Here is a 23152-nt window from a genome sequence, read left to right as displayed (position 1 = left end):
TATTATAACATGAAGAAAATCCTTATTAAATTTTCTGGCGTTTTTTTTGTCATTATTATTACTGTTATTTTGTTTCTACTATATTACCTGTGGGGACCATCCCTGGGATGGATGGAACCAGCAGAAAAATTTCGGGTGCTCTGTACTATTTTCGCAGTTCCTGTTTTCCTCTCTTTGTTGCTAGTCAGTCGGTACTCACTTGTTGCGTTTGCATCAAGATTGCGTTTTTTCCGTAAGTTAAATGATAAACAGAATACTTGGTCAAACAATAGTGCTCATTTGAAACAGGTAGACATAAGTAAAAAGATAATAAACGAAGTACAACAAGTTCTGCGACATACTTACGGTCATTTCTGGCATAGCAAAGTCCGCATCCTGCTGATGACCGGCTCAGTCAGTGATGTGGAACAACTGGCCCCAAAACTCACCAGGGAACTCTGGCAGGAAGACCGGGGGACTGTGCTGCTGTGGGGTGGCGATCCTGCGACTCCGGCCGATGCAGACTGGCTGGCTGCGTTGCGTAAACTGCGCCGCCGTGCGGTGGACGGAATGGTCTGGGTGACCTCAGCGCTGGACGGTATGCCGGCAACGGAAAACAGCGCAACCTCAGGTCTCACGCCAGATGCAATGGATAGCGTGTCTCATGCTTTAAAGCTTCGCTATGAGGCTTTGGGCTGGAAGCTGCCACTGTACGTCTGGTCGCTGCATCCGCGCGCCGGAGAACAGGCCGGGCGCGTCACCCAGCCAGTGGGGTGCCTGTTGCCTGCGAATTGTTCACCGCAGACGCTCGCCGGACAGCTTACCGGGCTGATACCGCAGCTGACCGCGCAAGGCATACAGCAGGTCTGCGGTCAGCCACAGCACAATTTTTTACTCGCGCTGGCCGATCAGTTGACCCGTAAACCGGAAACGGTGACGGAGCCGTTATCGGTATTGCTTAATCCTTACCGCCCGCAGCCGCTGGCCGGAGTGGTGTTCAGCGCGCCGTCGGCGGAGGCCGGCCGCAGCATCAGCCATCACTGGGGCCGGGATAACCGCTGGGATATTCTGCCGGACAGGATGACGGAATTACCCGCAGGTCTACGTCCGCGCAAACAGGGAGTCAACTGGATGCGTGGGATGAGCGTGGCCGCCGCCGCCCTGATGTTACTTTGGGCCGCCACTCTGCTGGTCTCTTTTATCGCCAACCGCGAGCTGGTGGCGACCGCACAGCAGCAGGTGCAGCAGGTATCGGCGGGGAAACAGCCGCTGGCCGTACGCCTGCATGCGCTCTCCGCGTTACAGAAAACGCTTTCTCAACTGGAATACCGCTCACAGCACGGCGCGCCGTGGTATGCCCGCGGTGGTCTCAGCCAGAATGATGACCTGCTGGCGGCGCTGTTCCCGCGCTACGGGGAGATGGCGCAGCCGCTGCTGCGCGATGCGGCAGCAGCGCACCTTCAGCGGCAGCTGAACGCCTTCGCACAGCTGCCGCCGGACAGCCCGCTGCGTGAGAAGATGACGAAGACCGCTTACGACCAGTTGAAACTGTACCTGATGCTGGCCCGCCCGGAGAGAATGGATGCTGCGTGGTTTGCGGGAGCGTTGATGCGCGAGTGGCCGCAGCGTTCCGGCGTGGCGGACGGCGTCTGGCAGGGTAGCGGCCCTTCGCTGCTGGCATTTTATGCCGCCAGTCTGGTGTCGCATCCGCAGTGGCGTCTGCCTGTCGATGACGGTCTGGTCAGCCAGGTGCGCACACGGTTAATTCGACAGATGGGCCAGCGCAACAGTGAGTCCACGCTTTACCAGAAGATGCTCGCGCAGGTGGCGAATCAGTATGCCGATATGCGCCTGGCGGATATGACTGCGGACACCGATGCTTCGCGTCTGTTCAGCACTGATGAGGTGGTGCCGGGAATGTTTACCCGTCAGGCCTGGGAGCAGGCCGTGCAGCCGGCCATTGAGAAAGTGGTCGCGGAGCGCCGCGATGAAATGGACTGGGTGCTGAGCGACACGAAGCAACCTGCCGCACAGTCGACGTCGCCGGAAGCCTTGCGAGCCCGGCTGGCGGAGCGTTATTTCGCTGATTTTAGCGGCGCCTGGCTGGATTTTCTCAACAGCTTGCGCTGGCAGCGCGCGGCGACCCTCTCCGATGCCATTGACCAGCTGACCCTGATGGCCGATGTGCGCCAGTCGCCGCTGGTGGCGCTGATGAACACCCTGAGCGTGCAGGGGCGAACCGGCCAGACCGGGGAAGCCATCGCCGATTCGCTGGTCAAATCGGCCAGGCAGCTGTTTAACCGTGATAACTCGCCCGTCATCGATCAACGGTCCGGCGCGCGCGGTCCTTTGGATGCCACCTTCGGGCCCGTGCTGGCGCTGCTGGACAATCGCGACGGCGGGACGCCCACCAGCCGCCTTAGCCTGCAGACCTTCCTGACCCGCGTCACTCAGGTGCGTCTGCGCCTGCAGCAGGTCACCAACGCCACCGACCCGCAGGCGATGACCCGCCTGCTTGCGCAGACGGTGTTCCAGGGCAAGGCTGTGGATCTAACCGAAACGCGCGACTACGGCAGCCTGGTGGCGGCGGGACTGGGCCAGGAGTGGAGTGGATTTGGGCAGACGCTGTTTGTTCACCCGATGGAGCAGGCCTGGCAGCAGGTATTGACCCCGGCGGCGGAAAGTCTCAACGCCCAGTGGCGCAGTGCGGTGGTGGAGGACTGGAATAGCGCTTTTGGCGGTCGCTACCCCTTTAAAAATACCAGCAGTGAAGTCTCTCTGCCGCTGCTGGCAAAATATCTCAATAGCGAGACCGGGCGCATCGCCCGCTTTCTGCAGACCCGGCTGAACGGTGTGCTGCATAAAGAGGGGAGCCGCTGGATGGCGGACAGTATCAATGCTCAGGGACTGACATTTAACCCGGCCTTTCTGCAGGCGATGAATACCCTGAGCCATCTCTCCGACGTCGCGTTCGCTAACGGCGAAGCGGGATTGCATTTTGCGCTACGCCCCGGCACGGCGGACGGCGTGATGCAGACGGAGCTGGTCATCGACAGTCAGAAACTTGTCTATATGAACCAGATGCCGGCCTGGCGGCGGTTCAGCTGGCCCGCCGACACCGAAGCGCCTGGCGCTAGTCTGAGCTGGATCAGTACCCGGGCGGGCACCCGCCAGTATGGCGATTTCCCGGGCGCCTGGGGGTGGATCCGACTGCTGGATAAGGCGGTGGTCAGCGCTTATCCCGGAACGAGCAGCAGCTGGAGCCTGAGCTGGAAAGCGCCGGATGGTTTGTTGCTGAACTACACCCTGCGTACCGAGGCGGGGGAAGGACCGCTGGCGCTGTTGGCCCTGCGAAACTTTACGCTACCGGAGACGATATTCAGCGCGCGCGCGCCTGCTGAGCGTGTTCCGCTGACCGACGATATACCCGGCGAAGAGGGATACTGAACCTTCTCCCTCACTGATTGGCGTTGACCTGCAACGCCAGGCCTCCTCTGCTCATGGCCGCCCGGCGGCCAACTAATCTGACCGCGCAGCCATGCTGCGTGTCTCCCTGTAGACGAATAATGGAATATTCATAATGGACGATTTAACCCTGCGATATTTTGACGCTGAAATGCGCTACCTGCGCGAGGCGGCAAAAGCGTTCGCGCAGGCTCACCCCGATCGGGCGGCGATGCTGGATCTCGATAAAGCCGGTACGCCGGACCCTTACGTTGAGCGCCTGTTTGAAGGCTTTGCCTTTTCCGTAGGTCGCTTGCGCGAAAAAATTGATGATGATCTGCCGGAGCTGACCGAGGGGCTGGTCAGCATGCTGTGGCCGCACTATTTGCGCACCATTCCGTCGTTATCGATCGTGGCGCTGACCCCAACGCTGCCGGCGATGAAGATGGCGGAAACGGTGCCCGCCGGGTTTGAGATAAGCTCCCGCCCACTGGGGCCGAAAAATACCGTGTGCCGGTACCGAACCACCCGCGATCTGACGCTTAATCCGCTGGCGATAGAGGAGGCGGTGATGACGGCGGAGCCGGACGGACGTTCGGTCCTGCGGCTACGCTTCACCTGTAGCGAGCTGGCGGACTGGTCGCAGACCGATCTCCGCCGCCTGCCGCTGTACCTGGGGGAAGACGCCGTTACCGGCAGCGCCCTCCATCAGTGGCTGACCCGACGCCAGGCCGCGCTGTTCCTGCGCCTGCCGGGTCAGACAGAGCGGATAAGCCTCGACGGCTATTTTTCCCCAGGGGGATTCAGCGAGGAGGATCGTTTATGGCCGAAGGGGGAGAGCGCTTTCAGCGGCTATCAGTTGCTGCTCGAGTATTTCACCTTTCGCGAAAAATTTATGTTCGTGCAGCTAAATGGCCTGGAAAACATCACCCTGCCGGCGGGGATATCGCATTTCACGCTTGAGGTGGTGTTCAGCGAGGTCTGGCAAAGCGATTTACCCGTCAGCGCAAGCAGCCTGCGCCTGCACTGTGTGCCAGTGATTAACCTGTTTACCCTTGAGGCCGATCCGTTGACCATCAGCGGGCTGGAGAGCGAATACCTCCTGCGTCCGAAGCGCCTGCAGGACGGGCATACCGAAATCTATTCTGTCGACAGCGTGACCGGCTCCGGGCGCACCGGGGAGGCGCGCTATGTGCCTTTCACCCGCTTTCGTCACCAGGGGGGAATGATGCGTCGCCATGCGCCGGAGCGCTACTACCACACCCGCGTCAAGCGGGGCGTTACCGGTATGCACGACACCTGGCTTATCCTCGGCGGACAGCAATGGGAGGCCGACCGGGCGCTGGCGCGGGAAACGGTCTCCTTGCGCATCACCGGCACTAACGGCCAGCTGCCGCGCCGGGCGCTACAGAGCACGCTGCTGGATCGCTGTGAGTCGATATCAGCCACGCCGCTTACCGTCCGCAATCTCTGTAAGCCCACATTGCCGGTATATCCCCCGGCGGAAGACCGCTACCACTGGCGGGTCATGAGCCATCTGGGCACCCGTTTTCTCAACATGATGAGCAGCGCCGAGGTACTGCGCGGTACGCTGTCGCTCTACAACTGGCGGGAGGATGAGCTCAATAACCGTCGTCTGGACGCTATTCTGGCGGTCAGCCATCACCGAATTCAGCGTTTCGAACAGGGATTCCTGCTGCGCGGGCTGGATATCGAAGTGACGCTCGACGGTAGCGGATTTACCGGCGCGGGCGATGTCCACCTGTTTGGCGACATGCTCAACCGCTTTTTCGCACTGTATGCCGATATGAATCAGTTCAACCAGCTGACGCTCATCGTTCAACCTGAAGGGAAATGTATCCGGTGGAAAGAGAATCACAGTCTGCGGCTGCCCGGCTGATGGCGCAGCTCCGGCCTCAGTTGCCATACATGAATTTTTACCGCTTCTGCCAGTTGCTGGAGAAGATCCAGCCGAAGGCGCCGGTCATCGGCAGCGACTGGCAGTTGGGTGATGAGCCCATACGCTTTCGCCCGCATCCGGGGATGGGTTTCCCGGCCGGCGAAATCCGTGGAATGGACGATCCTGAACCGCCCCGACCGCCGGCGGTGCGCGTTGCTTTTATGGGGCTCTACGGCGTGGAATCCCCGCTGCCGACCCACTATAGCGATGACATTGCGCAACGGCGGGAAGGCGTCGAGGCGACCGAGGATTTCCTCGATATCTTTAACCATCGTCTGATCGCCCAGTATTACCGTATCTGGCGCAAATATTCCTACCCGGCAACCTTTCGGGCGGGGGGCACGGACAACACCTCGCAGTATCTGCTGGGCCTGGCGGGGCTGGGCATACCGGGATGTGCCGCCGTTGCCGCAGCGCCGCTGTCGCGATTTCTGGCGCTGCTGCCGGTGATGATACTGCCGGGGAGATCCGGGGAAGGTATGGAGGCGCTGGTGGCGCTCCTGGCCCCGGGGACCCGGGCGACGGTGTACCACCACGATCCGTGCCGTATCCCCTTGTCGCAGCCATTAACGATGAGCGTCCGCCAGCCGGTTAGCCTGCAACATAGGCCAGTGATGGGAACCCACGCCACGGATGTGAACAGTCAGGTGTTGCTGCAGCTGGCGACGGAAAAGCCTGATGAGGTCCGCGGCTGGCTGCCCGGCGGCGAACTGTTCAGCGACCTGATGGCGCTCCTGCACGTCTGGCTCGGATCTCATCTCGACGTGCGGCTACAGCTTTGCGTCGCCCGCCATTTACTGCCGGATGCGCAACTTTGCTGCCAGCAGGCGCATGCCGTCCAGCTTGGCCGTACCGCTGTGTTACGTCCGCTGGATGCGCAGAAACAGGCTGACGACAGGATCACGATTTATCTGGGGCGCTATCAGCGCGTCCGGGAAAATATCCACCGCAGGGAGAGCGATGAAGATGGTGATTACCGCAGTTAAACCCTCCGCCAGGTTGCTGGCATTCCTCATGGTTACCGTCTTAACCGGCTGCGGCCTGACGCAGACCGTAAAAGACGGCGCCGTTTCCGTGACCCAGTCCATTTTTTACCCCCAGGTGAAAACCCTGCATCTGGATCTTCGCGCCCGGGAAGGCGTGAATAACAACGCCAAAGGCGCCTCCCTGGCGACGGTGGTGCGTATTTACCAGCTTAAGGACCGGCAGGCGTTTGACAATACTGACTACCCGTCGCTGTTTGCCGGCGATGGCCAGGCGCTACAGGCGCTACAGGCGGACCGGGTGGCGGAAAAGGATGTTCGCCTGCGTCCGGGCGAATCGGTGACCGTCGATATGCCCATGGAAACCCGCGCGCAGTTTGTGGCGGTAGCGGCCATGTTTATCGATCCAGACCTGACGCAAAATAGCTGGCGGCTGGTACTCACCCGGGACGATCTTGACCCGGCGAGGCCGCGCATTATCGAAGCCAGTCAAAATCAACTGACGCTGCAACCGCTTAAGGAGAAGTGAAAATGCCTCGTCCCTCCCTGTATGACATCCTGTACGGCAATTTCGCCGGCGGGATTGACCTGAATACTGTCAGCGAAACGGATCAGGTCATCCTGTCGGTGCTCGATAACATGCAGCGCATCCTCAACTGTCGGGCTGGAACGCTGGCGCATCTGCCGGACTACGGCCTGCCGGATATGACCGCTATCCTCCAGGGCATGCCGGCGTCGGCGCACCAGCTGATGAGCACGTTGTCGGCGGTATTGCTGAAATACGAACCGCGCCTGCAGCGGATCGCGGTGGTGATGCTCGATCAGCATGCGCCCGGCGAACTGCGCTATGCCATTGATGCGGAGCTGAAGGATATTGGCCTGGTGCGTTACGGCACGGAGTTTATGCCCGAGGGCAGGGTGTTGATCCGCCACCTCAAACGCCAGCAGTACCTTGACGCCCGCTCCGCCCTCTAATCTCTCGCTGAAAGACATCATGATGACAACACACGACGAACGCCACTATAAAACCGGTGGCGACCCGCGCACGCTGGCTGATTTTATTGCCCTGCGTGCGGAAATGAACAAACTCAGCCACCCGGCGCGGCCGGATATTAACTGGCCGTATGCCGAGCAGCTTGCCCGCTCGCTGCTAGAGCATCACGGCGCGGATCTGCAGACTGTCGCCTGGTATACGCTGGCCCGCGCCCGGCTGGGCGGGCTGGCAGGGATCCACGAGGGGCTGTCGCTGATGGAGTCGCTGCTGGCCCACCAGGGTAAAAACCTGTGGCCGCAGGCGCTCCCGGCCCGGACAGAGATCTTCCGCACCCTGAGCAAGCGGCTGCGGCAGGTGATCCGCACGCTGAGTCTCGCCCCGGCGGATCTCGAGTCGCTTGGTCAGGCTGAACGTTCGCTGCAAAGCTTCGACGCAGTGCTCCAGCACCTTGAGATCGCGCCTGAAAACCCGCTGAGCGACCTGCGGGCGCTGCTGCACAGCACGGTAAGCCGCTTCGAGAATCTCGACCCTGCGCCAGCGCTTCCCACCGCGCCGCCGGTGGCGGTGTCTGACGCGGAACTTCCCGGCTCTCTGGTCAGCGAAGAGGATGCGGCGAAGGTTGAACCCGTGCCAGAACTAAAACGTAGACCAAAGGCTGAGCCGCTGGCGCCGCCTTTACCTGCAAAGCGGCCCGCGCCGGTGGTGGCGTCTACTCCGGCACCCGCGCCGCGCTGGAAGCCGTTTATCGCCGGGATGGTCACCATGCTGGCGGTGACGGGCATCGCCGTCGGCGGATGGCTGGCGCTGCGTCAGTCCGATTTACCGCCCATTTCGGTGACCCAAAATGTGATACCGGGCCTGCCGGAGACGATGCCCCAGGGGCTGGTCGATCTGCCTCAGGCGCAGCGCCAGCTTGGCGAGCTTGCCCGTCTGGCGCCAGACTGGGCGATAAGCTACGGCGACCAGCTGGTCCGCCAGGCTCTGAGCCGCTGGCCGGATCAAGCACAACCGCTGGCGCAGCAGTGGCGGCAGCAGTTGAGCGCTGCCGCATTGCCCGCGGAAAACCTCACCGGCTGGTCCGAGGGAATGCAGCAGCTGCAGCGGCTCGCCGGCCAGCTCAATGCCCTCGACGAACAGAAGGGGAGATACCTCACGGTGAGCGAACTGAAAACCGCAGTGTTTGCCATCATGCAGTCGTTTAACCGCGCCGTTCCGCTGGAGGAGCAGCTGCGCCAGCTGGCCGCGGTTCCCGTTGATCAACCCTGGCCTGCCGCCCGGGAAAGCCTCGCGAAGCTGCATCTGCAACAGTTGATAGTGGAGTATGCCCTGCTGAAGCGAAAGCAGTCGCCGCCCGCGGCGATCCCCCCTACCGATGGGCCCCCGGTGAGTGAGGCGGTGAAATAAAGTGTGCGCATGGCAACATTTTCTTTACATCCTTATTGCAAGAACAGAACGCCCTTCGTAGTCTGAAAATGATTTAAATATACCATTTGTGTTTATATTGAAAATTTCATTTCGGCCTCTGAGGGTATGCTATGAAGCACTGTAAAATCATCCTGTTAGTGGGGTTACTGGCCAGTTCCGCCTCGGCTTTGGCGGAGAAGATCGGCGTCTCAATGGCTTACTTCGATCAAAACTTTCTCACCATTATCCGCCAGTCCATTGAGAAAGAGGCCCGCGCCCGTCATGTCGACGTGCAGTTTGAAGACGCCCGCGGCGACACCGGACGCCAGGCCGACCAGGTGCAAAGCTTCATTGCCTCCGGCGTGGACGCGATTATCGTCGACCCGGTGGACTCCGCCAGCACCCCGCAGCTGACGAAGATGGCGCAGCAGGCCAAAATGCCGCTGGTGTATGTGAACCGGACGCCGGGTGATAAATCGTTACCGCCTGGCGTGGTGTTTGTCGGTTCGGACGAGCGGGAGTCCGGTACATTGCAGATGGAGGCGCTGGCGAAGCTGGCGAACTACAAAGGCAATGTCGCCATCATGATCGGCAATCTCACTGACGCCGGCGCGCTGCAGCGAACCAAAGACGTGGAGCAGGTGGTTGCCAAGTATCCGGCAATGAAAGTGGTGCAGAAACAGCCGGCCAACTATTCCCGCAGCGAGGGAATGGATCTGATGCAGAACTGGACAGGCAACGGGGAAGCGATTGATATTGTGGCGGCGAACAACGACGAGATGGCGATTGGCGCGGCGATGGCGCTGGAGAAGAGCCAGAAGAAGCTGTTGATCGGTGGGATCGACGCCACGCCGGACGGGCTGAAAGCCCTGGCCAGCGATAAGATCCAGGTGACGGTCTTCCAGGACGCCGTCGGTCAGGGCAAAACGGCCTTAGCGGTAGCGCTGAAGCTGATTAAAGGAGAAAAAGTCGAGTCTCATGTCTGGATCCCGTTTGAGTTAGTGACCAAAGAAAACATGCAGACCTATGTGGAAAAGAGTCATTAACGGCAAGGCGCACGTGAACGAACTTTGCTGATAAAACCGGGCTGATAATGTGACGCCCGGGCAACGAAACCGGAGGAAAAGACATGGCAACGGCAAGAAGCGGCTATACGCTGCAGGTGATAAAGGCAGGGCAGCAGGGACATGTTGAAATGAGGTGGGGGCATCTCGCGGAAGTTGATACGCGCGCGGCGGCGGCGACCATCGTACAGCAAATCGGGCGGCCATCGTCAGCGGCGGGCCAGCAGGAGATCAGCTTGTCACTGACCAATGCCGCCAGCGGCATCTCGGTCGAGCTTCATCACCCGGCCTCAGGGGAAAGCGCCACCCCGGCTTTCATCGAGGGCGAGTTAAAGAAAATTGTGCAGATCGTTGATGGCTATGAGTCGGCTGAAGAGACCCATATTGTGGAGTAGCCTGCCGTCCGGGTAAAAAAAATCCACGCCGGAGCGTGGATTTTTTATGGCGCGGTGGTGGCGAAAACGCCAGCCAGCGGGATCAGACGTTGAACAGGAAGTTCATCACATCGCCATCTTTCACGATGTAGTCTTTGCCTTCTGCACGCATTTTACCGGCTTCTTTTGCACCCTGTTCGCCCTTGTAGGTAATAAAGTCTTCATAGGCGATGGTCTGCGCGCGGATAAAACCTTTTTCGAAGTCAGTGTGGATCTTACCGGCCGCCTGCGGCGCAGTTGCCCCGACCGGGATGGTCCATGCGCGAACTTCCTTCACGCCTGCGGTGAAGTAGGTCTGCAGATTCAGCAGCTCGTAACCGGCGCGGATCACGCGGTTGAGGCCTGGCTCTTCGAGACCCAGCTCGGCCATAAACTCGTCGCGGTCAGCGTCGTCCAGCTCGGCAATATCGGACTCAACGGCGGCGCAAACGGCGACGACCACAGAACCTTCGGCGGCGGCAATTTCACGGACTTTATCGAGATAAGGGTTATTCTCAAAGCCGTCTTCATTGACGTTGGCGATATACATGGTCGGCTTCAGCGTCAGGAAACTGAGGTATTTAATTGCCGCTTTGTCTTCGTCGGTCAGGTTTTTCAGTGAACGCAGCATGCCGGCATTTTCCAGCTGCGGCAGGCATTTTTCCAGCGCCGCCAGCTCAGCTTTAGCGTCTTTATCGCCGCCTTTAGCTTTCTTCTGCACACGGTGGATAGCGCGCTCGCAGGTGTCCAGATCGGAGAGTGCCAGCTCGGTGTTGATAACGTCGATGTCGTCAGCCGGATCCACTTTGTTGTTAACGTGGATAATGTTGTCGTTTTCAAAGCAGCGAACCACGTGGCCGATGGCTTCGGTTTCACGGATGTTGGTCAGGAACTGGTTGCCAAGACCTTCGCCTTTGGACGCGCCTTTCACCAGGCCCGCGATATCAACGAATTCCATCGTAGTCGGCAGGATGCGCTGCGGTTTGACGATTTCAGCCAGCTTGTCCAGACGCGGATCGGGCATCGGTACGACACCGGTGTTCGGCTCAATGGTACAGAAGGGGAAGTTGGCCGCTTCAATACCCGCTTTGGTGAGCGCATTGAACAGGGTGGATTTGCCGACGTTGGGCAAACCGACGATACCGCATTTGAATCCCATGATTTAAATCACCTTAATCTTTGGATAATCAATCTGTTATAAGCAACAGATTGCAGAAAATTGAATAGCTTTGCCTATTATACACGGTGCGCGGCAAAAATGCCGCACGACAACGGCTTATTGCGCCTTAAAGGCATGTAAGCGGTTGGTGGCTTTGGTCAGCCCGTCCTTTAACCAGATTTCGGTGCAGCGCGCCGCTTCGTCTACGGCATCATCAATCAGTTTCTGCTCGCTGGCCGGCGGTTTGCCGAGTACAAAGCCGACAACCTTGTTTTTGTCACCCGGATGGCCGATCCCGACGCGTAAGCGGTGAAAGTTCGGGTTATTGCCGAGCTTACTGATGATGTCCTTCAGGCCGTTGTGGCCGCCATGGCCACCGCCAAGCTTGAATTTCGCCACTCCGGGCGGCAAATCCAGCTCATCATGGGCGACCAGAATTTCATCCGGGTTAATGCGATAAAAGGTCGCCATTGCAGCCACCGCTTTACCGCTGAGGTTCATAAACGTCGTAGGAACCAGCAGGCGAACGTCTTCGCCCGCCAGATTGATGCGCGAGGTGTAGCCGAAGAACTTGCTCTCTTCGCGCAGCGGCGCACGATGGCGATCCGCCAGTAAATCTACATACCAGGCGCCAGCGTTGTGCCGGGTGGCGGCATATTCCGCACCGGGGTTGGCCAGGCCGACAATCAGTTTAATGGTCACGTTTTCTTTCCTGCATGGGGCATTCTCTGCCGCATAGTGTACTGTCTGCGGGCGCGCTTGACAAAGTTCTGCCCACGAGACAATACCAGCATTGATGATTACCCACCTGAATCATTAGAATTTGATATTGTTCAGAGGCTTATTTGTAAATATTTGTCTAATCGGTGTTCACTAATGTGATCGTGGGCGCACTCCAGGGCAGGGACCCTGTCTATACTACACCTATAAGATTTGGGGATATTCCCTGGCAACCCAAAGTCCGGAGGTGACACATGAAACGCAAAAACGCTTCGTTACTCGGTAACGTACTCATGGGGTTAGGGTTGGTGGTGATGGTTGTGGGGGTAGGTTACTCCATTCTGAACCAGCTTCCGCAGCTTAACCTGCCGCAATTCTTTGCGCATGGCGCAATCTTAAGCATCTTCGTTGGTGCCGTGCTCTGGCTAGCCGGTGCCCGTATTGGCGGCCACGAGCAGGTCAGCGACCGCTACTGGTGGGTGCGCCACTATGATAAACGCTGCCGTCGTAATCAGCATCGCCACAGCTAACCGCAAAATGATTTTCCGCATCGGCCGGTAACGGCCGATGCGTTTTCCTGTGACTCTCGTTATTTCCTCCTCTTTTCCCCATCACAATACGACCCCATTCCGTCCTGACCTCCGTGCTGCTAAGGTTGCCGCCAAAATGAATAGCAAATGAGGTTTTCGCTTGACCCTGACGTTACGTCAGGCAGCAGAGTAGCGGACCTGGCCACAGAGAGGAGCAGTCATGTTAATTCAGGTGGGAGAGCTGGCGAAGCGCGCCGGAATGACGGTGCGTACGCTGCATCATTATGAACAGACGGGGCTGTTAACGCCTTCGGCCAGAAGCGAGGCGGGCTATCGGCTCTATAACCTGTCCGCGGTTCAGCGCCTGCATATGATAAAGGCGCTGGCGCAGGCCGGGCTGACGCTCGCCACCATCAAGGACTATCTCGATCGGCAAACGCTGTCGCTACCCGAGCTGCTGACGCAGCAGATAGAGACGCTCAACGCCCAATTGCGCGATGTCGGCAGGCTGCGCGACCGGCTGTTGGTGCTGCGCGAGGCGCTGGCGGGCGGCAATGAACTCGATCTGGAGTCCTGGCTACAGACGCTGGAGTTAATGAAAATGTACGATCGTTGGTTTAGTCAACAGGAGTTAGCCGCGCTGCCGTTTGCGGCACAGGATGAACAGCGCGCGCAGGCGTGGCGCGAGCTAACAGAGGAGGTGCAGACGCTGATGGCGAGCGGCTGCCCGACGGACAGTCCGCAGGCGATGAGTCTGGCGACGCGCTGGATGGAGCGCCTGGAGCAGGATACGGCAGGGCGCCCGGAGTTTCTGACCCGCCTGAACGAGATGCATGCCGCCGAGCCGCAAATGGTTGAACAGACCGGCGTCACCCCGGCCATCATCGCCTTTATCACCGAGGCCTTTGCCGAAAGCAAACTGGCCATCTGGGCGCGTTACCTCGACGACGAGGAGATGGCGTTCACCCGCCGGCACTATTTCGACCGGCTACAGGAGTGGCCTGCGCTGGTGGCGAAGCTGCATCAGGCGTGCCGGGAGGGCGTAGCGCCGGACTCGGCGTCGGGTCAGGCGCTGGCCCGGGCGTGGCTTGAACTGTTTCAGTCCTACGCCGGTACCCGGCCGCAGACGTTGCAGAAGTTTCGTCGGGCAATGGAGCAGGAGCCGCATTTGATGAAGGGTACCTGGATGACGCCGGCGGTGCTGAGCTGGCTGCAACAGGCGACCGGAGCCTTGATGCGGCAGGCGCAGAGGCCTGCCGTCGGGGGATCACAGGTCAGCCAGCGCGGCCTGACGATCGGGGTAGAAGCTCAGACGTCCGGGCAGCGGCTTGACGCCGGCGCGCGCTAAGGTGCGCAGCGGCTGAAACTCGAGGTTAGATACGCGCAGCTCACAGCCTTCCGGCAGTTTGTTCACAAAGCGCTGGAAGGCATCCAGGCCGCCGGCGTCGAGAACCGGTACCGCGTCCCACTTCAGCACCACGATGCGCTTGCCGGCGATCCGGGTCTCCAGGTCGTTGAACAAGCCCTCGGCGGCGGCAAAGAACAGTGGGCCAATCACCCGCAGCACCAGCACATCGTCTGGCACCTCGACGTTGACTGGCGCCAGATGGGTCATGCGTGCGATACGACGCATAAACAACAGCGAGGCCAGTACGATCCCGACGCTGATAGCAATCACCATATCAAACAGTACCGTCAGCGACATGCACATCAGCATCACCACGATGTCGTCTTTCGGCGCGTGGCGCAGCAGATTGATGACTTTATGCGCCTCGCTCATGTTCCATGCCACCATCAGCAGCAGGGCGGCCATCGCCGACAGCGGCAGCCAGGAGAGCAGCGGGGCGAGGATCAGCAGCGCCAGGATCACCAGCAGGGCGTGGATCACGGCGGCCACCGGCGATGTGGCGCCGGCGCGGACGTTCGCCGCCGAGCGGGCAATCGCCGCGGTGGCAGTGATCCCGCCGAAGAACGGCGCGACAATGTTGCCCAGCCCTTGGCCAATCAGCTCGCTGTTGGCTTTGTGCTTGGTCCCGGTCATGCCATCAAGCACCACCGCGCACAGCAGAGATTCAATAGCCCCGAGCATCGCCATGGAGAAGGCGGCAGGCAGAAGAGCCTGCAGCGAGGCCCAGCTCAGGGTAAAGTTTGAGCCCGGCATATCCCAGGGGAGTACCAGCTGCGGCAGCAGCTGTGGAATGCCGTTGCCCTGAGTGCCGTCCGCCAGCTGATAGTGGAACTGCGAGCCAATTGTGGCGACATCGCCGCCGAGCAAATTAACCACCAGCATCACCGCGCAGCCGGCCAGCAGCGCCGGAAGGTGGCCCGGCAGACGAATACCCAGCCGCGGCCAGAGGATCAAGGTGCCAAGGGTGACGACGCCGATGGCGGCATCGCCGGGATTAATCGTTGGCAGGGCCATCGCCAGCGCTGCCACTTTCTGCAGGTAATGCTCCGGCACATGGGGCATCTGCAGACCGAGGAAATCTTTAATCTGCATGGTACCGATGGTGATACCGATCCCGGAGGTGAAACCGAGGGTGACCGACAGCGGGATATATTCGATCAGACGACCAAAGCGCGCCAGGCCAAAGAGGATTAAAAAGATCCCCGACATCAGCGTCGCCACCAGCAGCCCCGCCAGGCCAAACTGTTGTGAGACCGGATAGAGGATCACCACAAAGGCGGCGGTTGGGCCGGAAACGCTAAAGCGCGACCCGCCGGTTAAGGCGATCACAATCCCTGCCACCGCGGAGGTATAGAGGCCGTACTGCGGCGGCACACCACTGCCAATCGCCAGCGCCATCGCCAGCGGAATCGCAATGATCCCGACGGTGATCCCGGCGATCAGGTCACGCGTGAAGCGGGCCGTGGTGTACTTTTCTTTCCAACAAGCGTCGATGAGGGCGCGGAAAGGCATCACATGTGAGGAAAATAATCTGTTCACAATAATGTTTCATCCATGAGCGCATCATCTGTCAACTAAATGGCAGGTGAAGGAGGCATTGGTCATTTCCACGTCATCCTTCGGGATGCCTCTGTGTTGGCTGGGTTCATTTACCCCGGTCACGTACTGCCTGTACGCTCCCGGGGATTCATTCACTTGCCGCCTTGACGCATGCCGAATGATTTTGTGGAAGAATTAAAAATTCAGAGACAAAAAAACCCGCCGCAGCGGGTTTTTATGCTCGGCTCGATTAATGTTCGAACATAGCAGAGATAGATTCTTCATTGCTGATACGGCGAATAGCTTCAGCCAGCATACCGGAGAGCGTCAGAGTACGCACTTTATCCAGCGCTTTAATTTCTGGTGCCAGCGGAATGGTATCGCAGACGACAAATTCATCAATCACAGAGTTTTTGATGTTCTGGATAGCGTTGCCGGAGAAGATCGGGTGCGTGGCGTAAGCGAATACGCGTTTCGCGCCACGCTCTTTCAGCGCTTCTGCCGCTTTACACAGGGTGCCGCCGGTGTCGATCATATCGTCGACCATCACGCAGTCACGACCCGCGACGTCACCGATGATATGCATCACCTGGGAGACGTTGGCGCGCGGACGGCGCTTGTCGATGATAGCCATATCGGTATCATTCAGCAGTTTAGCGATAGCGCGAGCACGAACGACGCCGCCGATGTCCGGAGAAACCACAATCGGGTTGTCCAGGTTCAGCTGCAGCATATCTTCCAGCAGGATTGGGCTGCCGAACACGTTATCAACTGGCACATCGAAGAAGCCCTGGATCTGTTCTGCGTGCAGGTCAACGGTCAGCACGCGGTCAACGCCGACGCTGGACAGGAAATCCGCCACCACTTTCGCGGTGATTGGCACACGAGCAGAACGAACACGACGGTCCTGGCGAGCATAACCGAAGTAAGGGATAACGGCGGTGATACGACCTGCCGAAGCACGACGCAGAGCATCAACCATAACAACCAGTTCCATCAGGTTGTCATTGGTGGGAGCACAAGTGGACTGGATGATGAAAATATCACCACCGCGTACGTTTTCATTGATTTGTACGCTGACTTCGCCGTCGCTAAAACGACCTACAGCGGCGTCGCCAAGAGAAGTGTACAGGCGGTTGGCAATACGTTGTGCTAGTTCCGGGGTGGCGTTACCAGCAAAAAGCTTCATATCAGGCACGAGAAGAACCTCAGGCATGCGTCCAGTGGTGGATGAGTGGGCCAATAATGTGCGGGCTGGCGCCATTCGATCCAGTCGGTGTATTTAAAGAGCACGATGCAACGTCTGGAACAGGGTGACGTTGTCACCGTAACTCAATTTCCCCGGTTGACTCGTTATCGTTGCGCCATCACGGCGCAGGATTCAGAGCAGGGCCTGCTTGAGCGGCGAGAGGTTAACTCCGCGCGCTACAAAGCCATTTAGCCATGCCGGGGCAGTGTCCAGCACCTGACGGGCAGCGGATTCGGTGTTAAATTCAGCAAACACACAGGCCCCTGTGCCGGTCAGGCGTGACGGCGCATATTCTAACAGCCAGGAAAGCGCTGCATCAACCTCGCGAAAACGTTTTCTTGCGATAAGCTCGCAATCGTTGCTGAATTCACAATTTAATAACGTATTAATTGACCGGCGCGGGGTATTTCGTGGTAGCTCCGGGTCGCGAAAAATGACGGGCGTCGGAATACTGACCCCCGGGTGGGCTACCAGGTACCATTTTTCCTCGGGATCCACCGGCGTCAGAATTTCACCGACCCCCTCGGCAAAGGCGGCATGACCGCGCACGAAGACCGGCACATCGGCCCCCAGCTGAAGGCCCAGGGTCGCCAGCTCCTCTTCCGAGAGACCGCAGCCCCACAGATGGTTGAGCGCCACCAGCACGGTGGCGGCATTGGATGAGCCGCCGCCCAGACCGCCGCCCATCGGCAGGCGCTTGTCGACACTGATATCGGCGCCGCTCCCCGCCGGCAGGCGGTCGCTTTCGCTGGCGGCACGCATCAGCAGACGCGCGGCGCGAACGATCAGGTTCTCCTCGTCCGGCACGCCGGCCACCGGCGTCAGCAGGCGCAGTTGACCGTCAGTTCGCGGTTCGATGGTCAAGGTGTCGCCATAGTCGAGAAACTGAAACAGCGTCTGCAGGGTATGGTAACCATCGGCTCGCTGGCCGGTGATATATAAAAACAGATTCAGTTTTGCAGGAGAGGGCCAGCGGCTCATCATTTCACGATCCAGTTATCCATCTTCAGCTTGATGCGCTGAGCGCCATTGTTCAGCTCGACATTAGACGGCAGGGCTGGCTGGGTATCGCTGGTGTAGCCGCCGTAGGTGACGTGCCAGGTTTTGCCATTTTGCGTGTAGTTAAGTTCACGCAGACGGTACTGATCGTCCAGCGAATAGTCGGTGGCGTCGCCCGGCAGGCCGATGATCCACTGGCGCAGGCTGTTCAGCGGGATCGGCATCCCGGTCAGGCGGCCGATCATCTCTTCGGCATCGGTGGCGGTGTAGGTCTGGCCTTTGTTATCGATCAGCTGCACGCTGCCTGGCTGCGCGGTCAGCGACAGCTCGGTGCTGCCCAGCGGGTTGGTCAGCAGCAGGCGATAGCGGTCCTGGCCGGTCTGTTGCCAGAAGAAGCGAGCATAGACTTTTTGCTCATCGGAAAGATAGGCAAACGCCCCGCGAGTCTGGAACTGGTTGAGGCTGCGAACAGCCTGCTGGTGCTGACGCCACTGCGGCGAATCCGGGCTTTTGCCAGGCCCTTGCGGCGTATGAAGAGAACAGGCGGTGAGGACGAGGCTGGCCAGCGGCAGCAAGCGGAACAGTCGATTCATAATGATGACAAATCCTTGATGTCTACAGGGAAAAACGGCGGCAGGGGAACAGCGGGCCGATTTGTGTAGCAGGTTACATTTATAACCCTTAATGCTAGCGTCGCCGGGCGATAGCGTCTACGTTCAAGTTGTCTGAAATCAAAAAATTAACGTTAATGGCGGTCTTGCTTTGGCTATTACTCCAAAAGGGGAGCCTCTCTTTTATTGATTACGCGCATCCTGTATGATGCACTCAGACTAACCTTAGCAACGCTGGTACTACTCCCTCACAATGACCCTTTTAGCTCTTGGCATCAATCACAAAACAGCGCCGGTCGACCTGCGAGAACGTGTGACGTTTTCGCCGGAAACGCTCGATCAGGCGCTGGAGAGCTTGCTGGCTCAGCCGATGGTGCAGGGTGGGGTAGTGCTGTCGACCTGCAACCGCACGGAACTCTATCTCAGCGTCGAAGAGCAGGACAATCTGCAGGAAGCGCTGATCCGCTGGCTGTGCAACTATCACGGCCTCAACGAAGAAGACCTGCGTAAGAGCCTCTACTGGCACCAGGATAACGACGCCGTCAGCCATCTGATGCGCGTCGCCAGCGGCCTCGATTCGCTGGTGCTGGGCGAGCCGCAGATCCTCGGCCAGGTGAAAAAAGCGTTTGCTGATTCCAGCCGCGGTCATCTTAACGTCAGCGAACTGGAGCGGATGTTCCAGAAATCGTTCTCGGTGGCAAAGCGTGTGCGTACCGAAACCGATATCGGCGCCAGCGCCGTTTCCGTCGCGTTCGCCGCCTGTACCCTGGCGCGGCAAATCTTTGAATCGCTCTCCAGCGTCACCGTGTTACTGGTCGGCGCCGGTGAAACCATCGAACTGGTGGCGCGCCATCTTCGCGAACATCACGTGCGCAAAATGGTGATTGCCAACCGCACCCGCGAACGCGCCCAGGCGCTGGCGGACGAAGTGGGCGCCGAGGTGATTGCCCTCAGCGATATCGACGAACGGCTGAAAGAGGCCGACATTATTATCAGCTCCACCGCCAGCCCGCTGCCGATCATCGGCAAAGGTATGGTGGAGCGCGCGCTTAAGGCGCGGCGTAACCAGCCGATGCTGCTGGTGGATATCGCCGTCCCGCGCGATGTCGAACCAGAGGTCGGCAAGCTGGCCAACGCCTACCTCTACAGCGTCGACGATCTGCAAAACATCATTCAGCACAACCTGGCGCAGCGTAAGGCCGCGGCGGTGCAGGCGGAATCGATCGTCGAGCAGGAAACCAGCGAATTTATGGCCTGGCTGCGCGCGCAGAGCGCCAGCGAGACCATTCGCGAATACCGTTCTCAGTCTGAGCAGGTCCGTGAGGAACTGACGGCGAAGGCGCTGGCCGCGCTGGAGCAGGGCGGTGATGCCCAGGAAATTATGCAGGATCTGGCGCGTAAGCTGACCAACCGCCTGATCCACGCGCCAACCAAATCTCTTCAGCAGGCCGCCCGTGACGGGGACGACGAACGCCTGCATATTCTGCGCAACAGCCTCGGGCTGGAATAGCGCACCTTTCTCTTATTTTCAGGACAGGGTGAATTCACGCCTATGAAGTCTTCTATTGTTGCCAAACTGGAAGCGTTGTACGAGCGCCATGAAGAAGTGCAGGCGCTGCTCGGCGATGCCGCGACGATTGCCGATCAGGATAAATTCCGCGCGTTGTCGCGGGAATACGCTCAACTGAGCGATGTGGCGCGCTGTTATACCGACTGGCGTCAGGTGCAGGAGGATATCGAAACTGCGCAGATGATGCTCGACGATCCGGAAATGCGCGAAATGGCGCAGGAAGAGCTGCGTGACGCCAAAGATAAAGGCGACCAGCTGGAGCAACAGCTGCAGGTGCTGCTGCTGCCGAAAGATCCCGATGACGAGCGTAACGCTTTCGTGGAAGTGCGCGCCGGAACCGGCGGTGACGAAGCGGCGCTGTTTGCCGGCGATCTGTTCCGCATGTACAGCCGCTACGCCGAATCGCGCCGCTGGCAGGTGGAAATCCTCAGCGCCAACGAAGGTGAACACGGTGGTTTCAAAGAGGTGATCGCCAAATTCAGCGGCGACGGCGTTTACGGTCGGCTGAAATTTGAATCTGGCGGCCATCGCGTGCAGCGTGTGCCGGCCACCGAATCGCAGGGGCGTATCCACACCTCCGCCTGCACCGTGGCGGTGATGCCGGAGCTGCCGGAAGCCGAAATGCCGGACATTAACCCGGCGGATCTGCGCATTGATACCTTCCGCTCCTCCGGCGCGGGCGGTCAGCACGTCAACACCACCGACTCGGCTATCCGTATTACTCACCTGCCGACCGGCATCGTGGTGGAGTGTCAGGACGAACGTTCCCAGCATAAAAACAAAGCCAAGGCGTTGTCTGTACTGGGGGCGCGTATCCGCGCCGCCGAAGTGGCCAAGCGTCAGCAGGCGGAAGCCTCCACGCGCCGTAACCTGCTGGGCAGCGGCGATCGTAGCGACCGCAACCGTACTTACAACTTCCCACAGGGGCGCGTGACCGACCACCGCATCAACCTGACGCTTTACCGTCTGGATGAAACCATGGAAGGCAAACTCGATATGCTGATTGAGCCGATTGTTCAGGAATATCAGGCCGATCAGCTGGCGGCGCTGTCCGAGCAGGAATGATGACCTTTCAGGCCTGGCTGCAGCAGGCGATTGCCCGGCTACGTGAAAGCGACAGCCCGCGACGCGATGCCGAGATCCTGCTGGGACATGTTACCGGCCGGGCGCGCACCTGGATTTTGGCCTTCGGCGAAACGATGCTGTCTGCTGACGAAGCGACGACGCTGGAGGCGCTCCTGCAGCGTCGCCAGCGCGGGGAACCCATCGCCCATCTGGTTGGGCAGCGTGAGTTCTGGTCGCTGCCGCTGTTTGTCTCCCCGGCGACGCTGATCCCCCGTCCGGATACCGAGTGTCTGGTGGAGCAAGCGCTGGCGCGACTGCCTGCCGCGCCGTGCCGTATTCTCGATCTTGGCACCGGGACCGGCGCCATTGCCCTGGCGCTGGCCAGCGAGCGTCCGGACTGTGAGGTCACCGCGGTGGACGTGATGCCGGACGCCGTGGCGCTGGCATTGCGCAATGCCGCCCATCTGGGCATCGCTAACGTGACGATACGGCAAAGCGACTGGTTTAGCGCGCTGGCCGGGCAGCGTTTCGCCATGATCGCCAGTAATCCACCCTATATCGACGCCGCCGACCCGCATCTCGCCGAGGGCGATGTGCGCTTTGAGCCGTTGACGGCGCTGGTCGCTGCCGACCAGGGGCTGGCCGATCTGGCGCAGATTATCCGCGAGGGGCGGCAGTATCTGCAGCCCGGCGGCTGGATGCTACTGGAGCATGGCTGGACCCAGGGCGAGGCAGTTCGCGCCCTGTTCCGCGAAGCGGGCTATCTCGACGTCTCGACTTGTCGCGACTATGGCGACAATGAACGTCTGACTCTCGGACACTTACCCGACATGGAGAACGTTGGCTGATGAACTTATTCACGGCTGTCCTCTACCTGCACATCGCCAGCGTGGTGGTGTCGGTAGGATTGTTCGTTTTACGTTACTGGTGGATGTATCACCAGAGCCCGCTGCTGAACCAGCGGTGGGTGCGAATTGCGCCGCACTGCAGCGATACGCTGCTGTTTCTCAGCGGTGCGGGTTTAATGGCGATAACGCACTACCTGCCGTTCACCGAAGACGGCGCATGGCTGACTGAAAAGCTGTTTGGCGTTATCATTTACATCGCATTAGGTTTTATCGCGCTGGGCCGACGTCGTCCGCGCAGTCAGCAGAGCCGCTTTATCGCGTTTCTGCTGGCGCTGGTGGTGTTGTTTATTATCATTCAACTCGCCATCACAAGAATACCGATACTGGGGTAGGGCATGGGGTCATTAGCGGATTTCGAATTTAACAAAGCGCCATTATGTGATGGCATGGTCCTCATTTCTGAGCAGGTCCGCGACGATTTTCCGACGCATTTTGTCGAGGAAGAGCTGCAGCGGCTGCTGCGCCTGGCGCAGGAAGAGATTGCGACTTCGTGGGACCAGGAACGCCAGATAGAACGCTTGCTGGCGCTGTTTTACAAAGAGTGGGGCTTTGGCGCTTCGCAGGGCATTTATCGTCTTTCCGACGCATTGTGGCTGGATAAAGTGCTGATCAACCGCCAGGGCAGCGCGGTATCGTTAGGTGCCATCCTGCTGTGGATCGCTCAGCGCCTGGGGTTACCGGTGGTGCCAGTGATCTTCCCGACCCAGATGCTGCTGCGTGCGGACCCGGAAACCAGCGAAGAGATGTGGCTGATTAATCCGTTTAACGGAGATACCCTTGACGAACATACCCTGGAGGTATGGCTGAAGGGCAACATCGGGCCGGTGGCGGAACTGTTTAATGAAGATCTCGACGAAGCCGACAACGCCGAAGTGATCCGCAAACTGCTGGATACCCTGAAGTCGGCGCTGATGGAAGAGCGGCAGATGGAGCTGGCCCTGCGCGCCAGTGAGGCGCTGCTGCAGTTTAACCCGGAAGATCCGTACGAGATCCGCGATCGTGGGCTGATATACGCCCAGCTGGACTGCGATCACGTGGCGCTGCTGGATCTAAGCTATTTCGTTGAGCAGTGTCCGGAAGATCCGATCAGCGAGATGATCCGCGCACAGATCAACACGATTTCGCACAAACAAATTACATTGCATTAGTCTGG

Annotated in this window: 20 protein-coding genes and 1 pseudogene; 15 read left to right on the top strand and 6 right to left on the bottom strand. The window is 59.3% G+C overall.

Annotated elements, in window-relative coordinates; translation table 11 throughout:
* The first annotated feature begins 9 nt into the window (after nucleotides 1-9).
* The 8 genes from CWM61_RS03370 to CWM61_RS03335 all read left to right on the top strand — a co-directional run bounded on the left by CWM61_RS03370 (nucleotide 10) and on the right by CWM61_RS03335 (nucleotide 10223).
* Nucleotides 10-3426 carry an ImcF-related family protein gene (locus CWM61_RS03370; protein WP_206054230.1) on the top strand — a complete coding sequence of 1139 codons (3417 nt, stop codon included), beginning with the start codon at nucleotides 10-12 and terminating at the stop codon, nucleotides 3424-3426.
* 133 nt (nucleotides 3427-3559) lie between these two features.
* The gene (gene tssF, locus CWM61_RS03365) at nucleotides 3560-5323 is read left to right on the top strand and encodes a type VI secretion system baseplate subunit TssF (RefSeq protein WP_074385508.1); all 1764 of its coding nucleotides are present in this window, start codon (nucleotides 3560-3562) and stop codon (nucleotides 5321-5323) included.
* Nucleotides 5324-5352: 29 nt separating this feature from the next.
* Nucleotides 5353-6369 (top strand): type VI secretion system baseplate subunit TssG, encoded by a 1017-nt coding sequence (gene tssG / locus CWM61_RS03360; RefSeq protein WP_165785236.1) that lies wholly within the window; start codon nucleotides 5353-5355, stop codon nucleotides 6367-6369.
* Complete coding sequence (tssJ, locus tag CWM61_RS03355) at nucleotides 6350-6895, top strand: type VI secretion system lipoprotein TssJ (RefSeq protein WP_100630750.1); 546 nt, start codon at nucleotides 6350-6352, stop codon at nucleotides 6893-6895. Before tssG ends, tssJ begins: the two co-directional genes overlap by 20 nt.
* Nucleotides 6896-6897: 2 nt before the next feature.
* Nucleotides 6898-7341, top strand: a complete 444-nt coding sequence (tssE, locus tag CWM61_RS03350) for a type VI secretion system baseplate subunit TssE (protein ID WP_074385511.1) — start codon at nucleotides 6898-6900, stop codon at nucleotides 7339-7341.
* A gap of 19 nt (nucleotides 7342-7360) precedes the next feature.
* Nucleotides 7361-8764, top strand: a complete 1404-nt coding sequence (locus tag CWM61_RS03345; RefSeq protein WP_077268377.1) for a VasL domain-containing protein — start codon at nucleotides 7361-7363, stop codon at nucleotides 8762-8764.
* A 131-nt stretch (nucleotides 8765-8895) separates the two neighbouring features.
* On the top strand, nucleotides 8896-9810 hold the full coding sequence (locus CWM61_RS03340) for a sugar ABC transporter substrate-binding protein (RefSeq protein WP_061154179.1): 915 nt from the start codon (nucleotides 8896-8898) through the stop codon (nucleotides 9808-9810).
* An 83-nt stretch (nucleotides 9811-9893) separates the two neighbouring features.
* Entirely contained in the window at nucleotides 9894-10223 is a 330-nt protein-coding gene (locus tag CWM61_RS03335) for a DUF1869 domain-containing protein (protein WP_074385512.1), read from the top strand.
* Between the two features lie 82 nt (nucleotides 10224-10305).
* On the opposite strand, the gene ychF is transcribed toward CWM61_RS03335, so the two are convergent.
* Both ychF and pth read right to left on the bottom strand, forming a co-directional pair.
* Nucleotides 10306-11400, bottom strand: a complete 1095-nt coding sequence (gene ychF, locus CWM61_RS03330; RefSeq protein ID WP_008804380.1) for a redox-regulated ATPase YchF — start codon at nucleotides 11398-11400, stop codon at nucleotides 10306-10308.
* Nucleotides 11401-11517: 117 nt separating this feature from the next.
* The gene (gene pth / locus CWM61_RS03325; protein ID WP_004180389.1) at nucleotides 11518-12102 is read right to left on the bottom strand and encodes an aminoacyl-tRNA hydrolase; all 585 of its coding nucleotides are present in this window, start codon (nucleotides 12100-12102) and stop codon (nucleotides 11518-11520) included.
* A gap of 272 nt (nucleotides 12103-12374) precedes the next feature.
* Here pth and ychH point away from each other — a divergent pair, with 272 nt between their 5' ends.
* On the top strand, nucleotides 12375-12650 hold the full coding sequence (gene ychH, locus CWM61_RS03320; protein ID WP_002910437.1) for a stress-induced protein YchH: 276 nt from the start codon (nucleotides 12375-12377) through the stop codon (nucleotides 12648-12650).
* Between the two features lie 220 nt (nucleotides 12651-12870).
* Nucleotides 12871-13914: pseudogene (locus CWM61_RS03315) on the top strand (MerR family transcriptional regulator); the annotation flags it as partial.
* 3 nt (nucleotides 13915-13917) lie between these two features.
* Here the strand turns inward: CWM61_RS03315 and dauA are convergent.
* The 4 genes from dauA to lolB form a co-directional block, all read right to left on the bottom strand.
* Entirely contained in the window at nucleotides 13918-15597 is a 1680-nt protein-coding gene (gene dauA / locus CWM61_RS03310; protein WP_071787626.1) for a C4-dicarboxylic acid transporter DauA, read from the bottom strand.
* A gap of 250 nt (nucleotides 15598-15847) precedes the next feature.
* Nucleotides 15848-16795: a ribose-phosphate diphosphokinase gene (prs, locus tag CWM61_RS03305; protein WP_002910407.1), complete on the bottom strand. Its 948-nt coding sequence runs from the start codon at nucleotides 16793-16795 to the stop codon at nucleotides 15848-15850.
* A gap of 183 nt (nucleotides 16796-16978) precedes the next feature.
* A complete protein-coding gene (gene ispE, locus CWM61_RS03295; RefSeq protein ID WP_162678277.1) occupies nucleotides 16979-17827 on the bottom strand; it encodes a 4-(cytidine 5'-diphospho)-2-C-methyl-D-erythritol kinase in 849 nt (282 codons plus the stop codon).
* On the bottom strand, nucleotides 17827-18438 hold the full coding sequence (lolB, locus tag CWM61_RS03290) for a lipoprotein insertase outer membrane protein LolB (protein WP_008804385.1): 612 nt from the start codon (nucleotides 18436-18438) through the stop codon (nucleotides 17827-17829). The genes ispE and lolB overlap by 1 nt, the downstream gene beginning before the upstream one ends.
* A 271-nt stretch (nucleotides 18439-18709) precedes the next feature.
* Here lolB and hemA point away from each other — a divergent pair, with 271 nt between their 5' ends.
* From hemA to sirB1, 5 genes are read left to right on the top strand one after another with little or no spacing between them, the layout of a single operon-like run.
* Complete coding sequence (hemA, locus tag CWM61_RS03285) at nucleotides 18710-19966, top strand: glutamyl-tRNA reductase (RefSeq protein ID WP_012541339.1); 1257 nt, start codon at nucleotides 18710-18712, stop codon at nucleotides 19964-19966.
* A 42-nt stretch (nucleotides 19967-20008) separates the two neighbouring features.
* The gene (prfA, locus tag CWM61_RS03280) at nucleotides 20009-21091 is read left to right on the top strand and encodes a peptide chain release factor 1 (protein WP_061154184.1); all 1083 of its coding nucleotides are present in this window, start codon (nucleotides 20009-20011) and stop codon (nucleotides 21089-21091) included.
* On the top strand, nucleotides 21091-21939 hold the full coding sequence (gene prmC, locus CWM61_RS03275) for a peptide chain release factor N(5)-glutamine methyltransferase (protein ID WP_074385518.1): 849 nt from the start codon (nucleotides 21091-21093) through the stop codon (nucleotides 21937-21939). Before prfA ends, prmC begins: the two co-directional genes overlap by 1 nt.
* Nucleotides 21939-22331 carry an invasion regulator SirB2 gene (gene sirB2, locus CWM61_RS03270; RefSeq protein WP_008804389.1) on the top strand — a complete coding sequence of 131 codons (393 nt, stop codon included), beginning with the start codon at nucleotides 21939-21941 and terminating at the stop codon, nucleotides 22329-22331. Before prmC ends, sirB2 begins: the two co-directional genes overlap by 1 nt.
* 3 nt (nucleotides 22332-22334) lie before the next feature.
* Nucleotides 22335-23147, top strand: coding sequence for an invasion regulator SirB1 (sirB1, locus tag CWM61_RS03265; RefSeq protein ID WP_074385519.1), 813 nt, complete (start codon nucleotides 22335-22337; stop codon nucleotides 23145-23147).
* Nucleotides 23148-23152: the final 5 nt, after the last annotated feature.

Origin of the sequence: Klebsiella sp. K-Nf6 (genome assembly GCF_002806655.1) — a bacterium.
GTDB classification, from domain to species: Bacteria; Pseudomonadota; Gammaproteobacteria; order Enterobacterales; family Enterobacteriaceae; genus Klebsiella; species Klebsiella variicola.
Note: the sequence above shows the minus strand (reverse complement) of the source record. Positions and strands in the feature narration are given on the sequence as shown.

What these genes read in the sequence shown, in the direction of transcription:
- CWM61_RS03370 (WP_206054230.1), top strand. Translation starts at nt 10, where the DNA reads ATGAAGAAAATCCTTATTAAATTTTCTGGCGTTTTTTTTGTCATTATT.
- tssF (WP_074385508.1), top strand. Translation starts at nt 3,560, where the DNA reads ATGGACGATTTAACCCTGCGATATTTTGACGCTGAAATGCGCTACCTG.
- tssG (WP_165785236.1), top strand. Translation starts at nt 5,353, where the DNA reads ATGAATTTTTACCGCTTCTGCCAGTTGCTGGAGAAGATCCAGCCGAAG.
- tssJ (WP_100630750.1), top strand. Translation starts at nt 6,350, where the DNA reads ATGGTGATTACCGCAGTTAAACCCTCCGCCAGGTTGCTGGCATTCCTC.
- tssE (WP_074385511.1), top strand. Translation starts at nt 6,898, where the DNA reads ATGCCTCGTCCCTCCCTGTATGACATCCTGTACGGCAATTTCGCCGGC.
- CWM61_RS03345 (WP_077268377.1), top strand. Translation starts at nt 7,361, where the DNA reads ATGATGACAACACACGACGAACGCCACTATAAAACCGGTGGCGACCCG.
- CWM61_RS03340 (WP_061154179.1), top strand. Translation starts at nt 8,896, where the DNA reads ATGAAGCACTGTAAAATCATCCTGTTAGTGGGGTTACTGGCCAGTTCC.
- CWM61_RS03335 (WP_074385512.1), top strand. Translation starts at nt 9,894, where the DNA reads ATGGCAACGGCAAGAAGCGGCTATACGCTGCAGGTGATAAAGGCAGGG.
- ychF (WP_008804380.1), bottom strand. Translation starts at nt 11,400, where the DNA reads ATGGGATTCAAATGCGGTATCGTCGGTTTGCCCAACGTCGGCAAATCC.
- ychH (WP_002910437.1), top strand. Translation starts at nt 12,375, where the DNA reads ATGAAACGCAAAAACGCTTCGTTACTCGGTAACGTACTCATGGGGTTA.
- ispE (WP_162678277.1), bottom strand. Translation starts at nt 17,827, where the DNA reads ATGAGCCGCTGGCCCTCTCCTGCAAAACTGAATCTGTTTTTATATATC.
- lolB (WP_008804385.1), bottom strand. Translation starts at nt 18,438, where the DNA reads ATGAATCGACTGTTCCGCTTGCTGCCGCTGGCCAGCCTCGTCCTCACC.
- hemA (WP_012541339.1), top strand. Translation starts at nt 18,710, where the DNA reads ATGACCCTTTTAGCTCTTGGCATCAATCACAAAACAGCGCCGGTCGAC.
- prfA (WP_061154184.1), top strand. Translation starts at nt 20,009, where the DNA reads ATGAAGTCTTCTATTGTTGCCAAACTGGAAGCGTTGTACGAGCGCCAT.
- prmC (WP_074385518.1), top strand. Translation starts at nt 21,091, where the DNA reads ATGACCTTTCAGGCCTGGCTGCAGCAGGCGATTGCCCGGCTACGTGAA.
- sirB2 (WP_008804389.1), top strand. Translation starts at nt 21,939, where the DNA reads ATGAACTTATTCACGGCTGTCCTCTACCTGCACATCGCCAGCGTGGTG.
- sirB1 (WP_074385519.1), top strand. Translation starts at nt 22,335, where the DNA reads ATGGGGTCATTAGCGGATTTCGAATTTAACAAAGCGCCATTATGTGAT.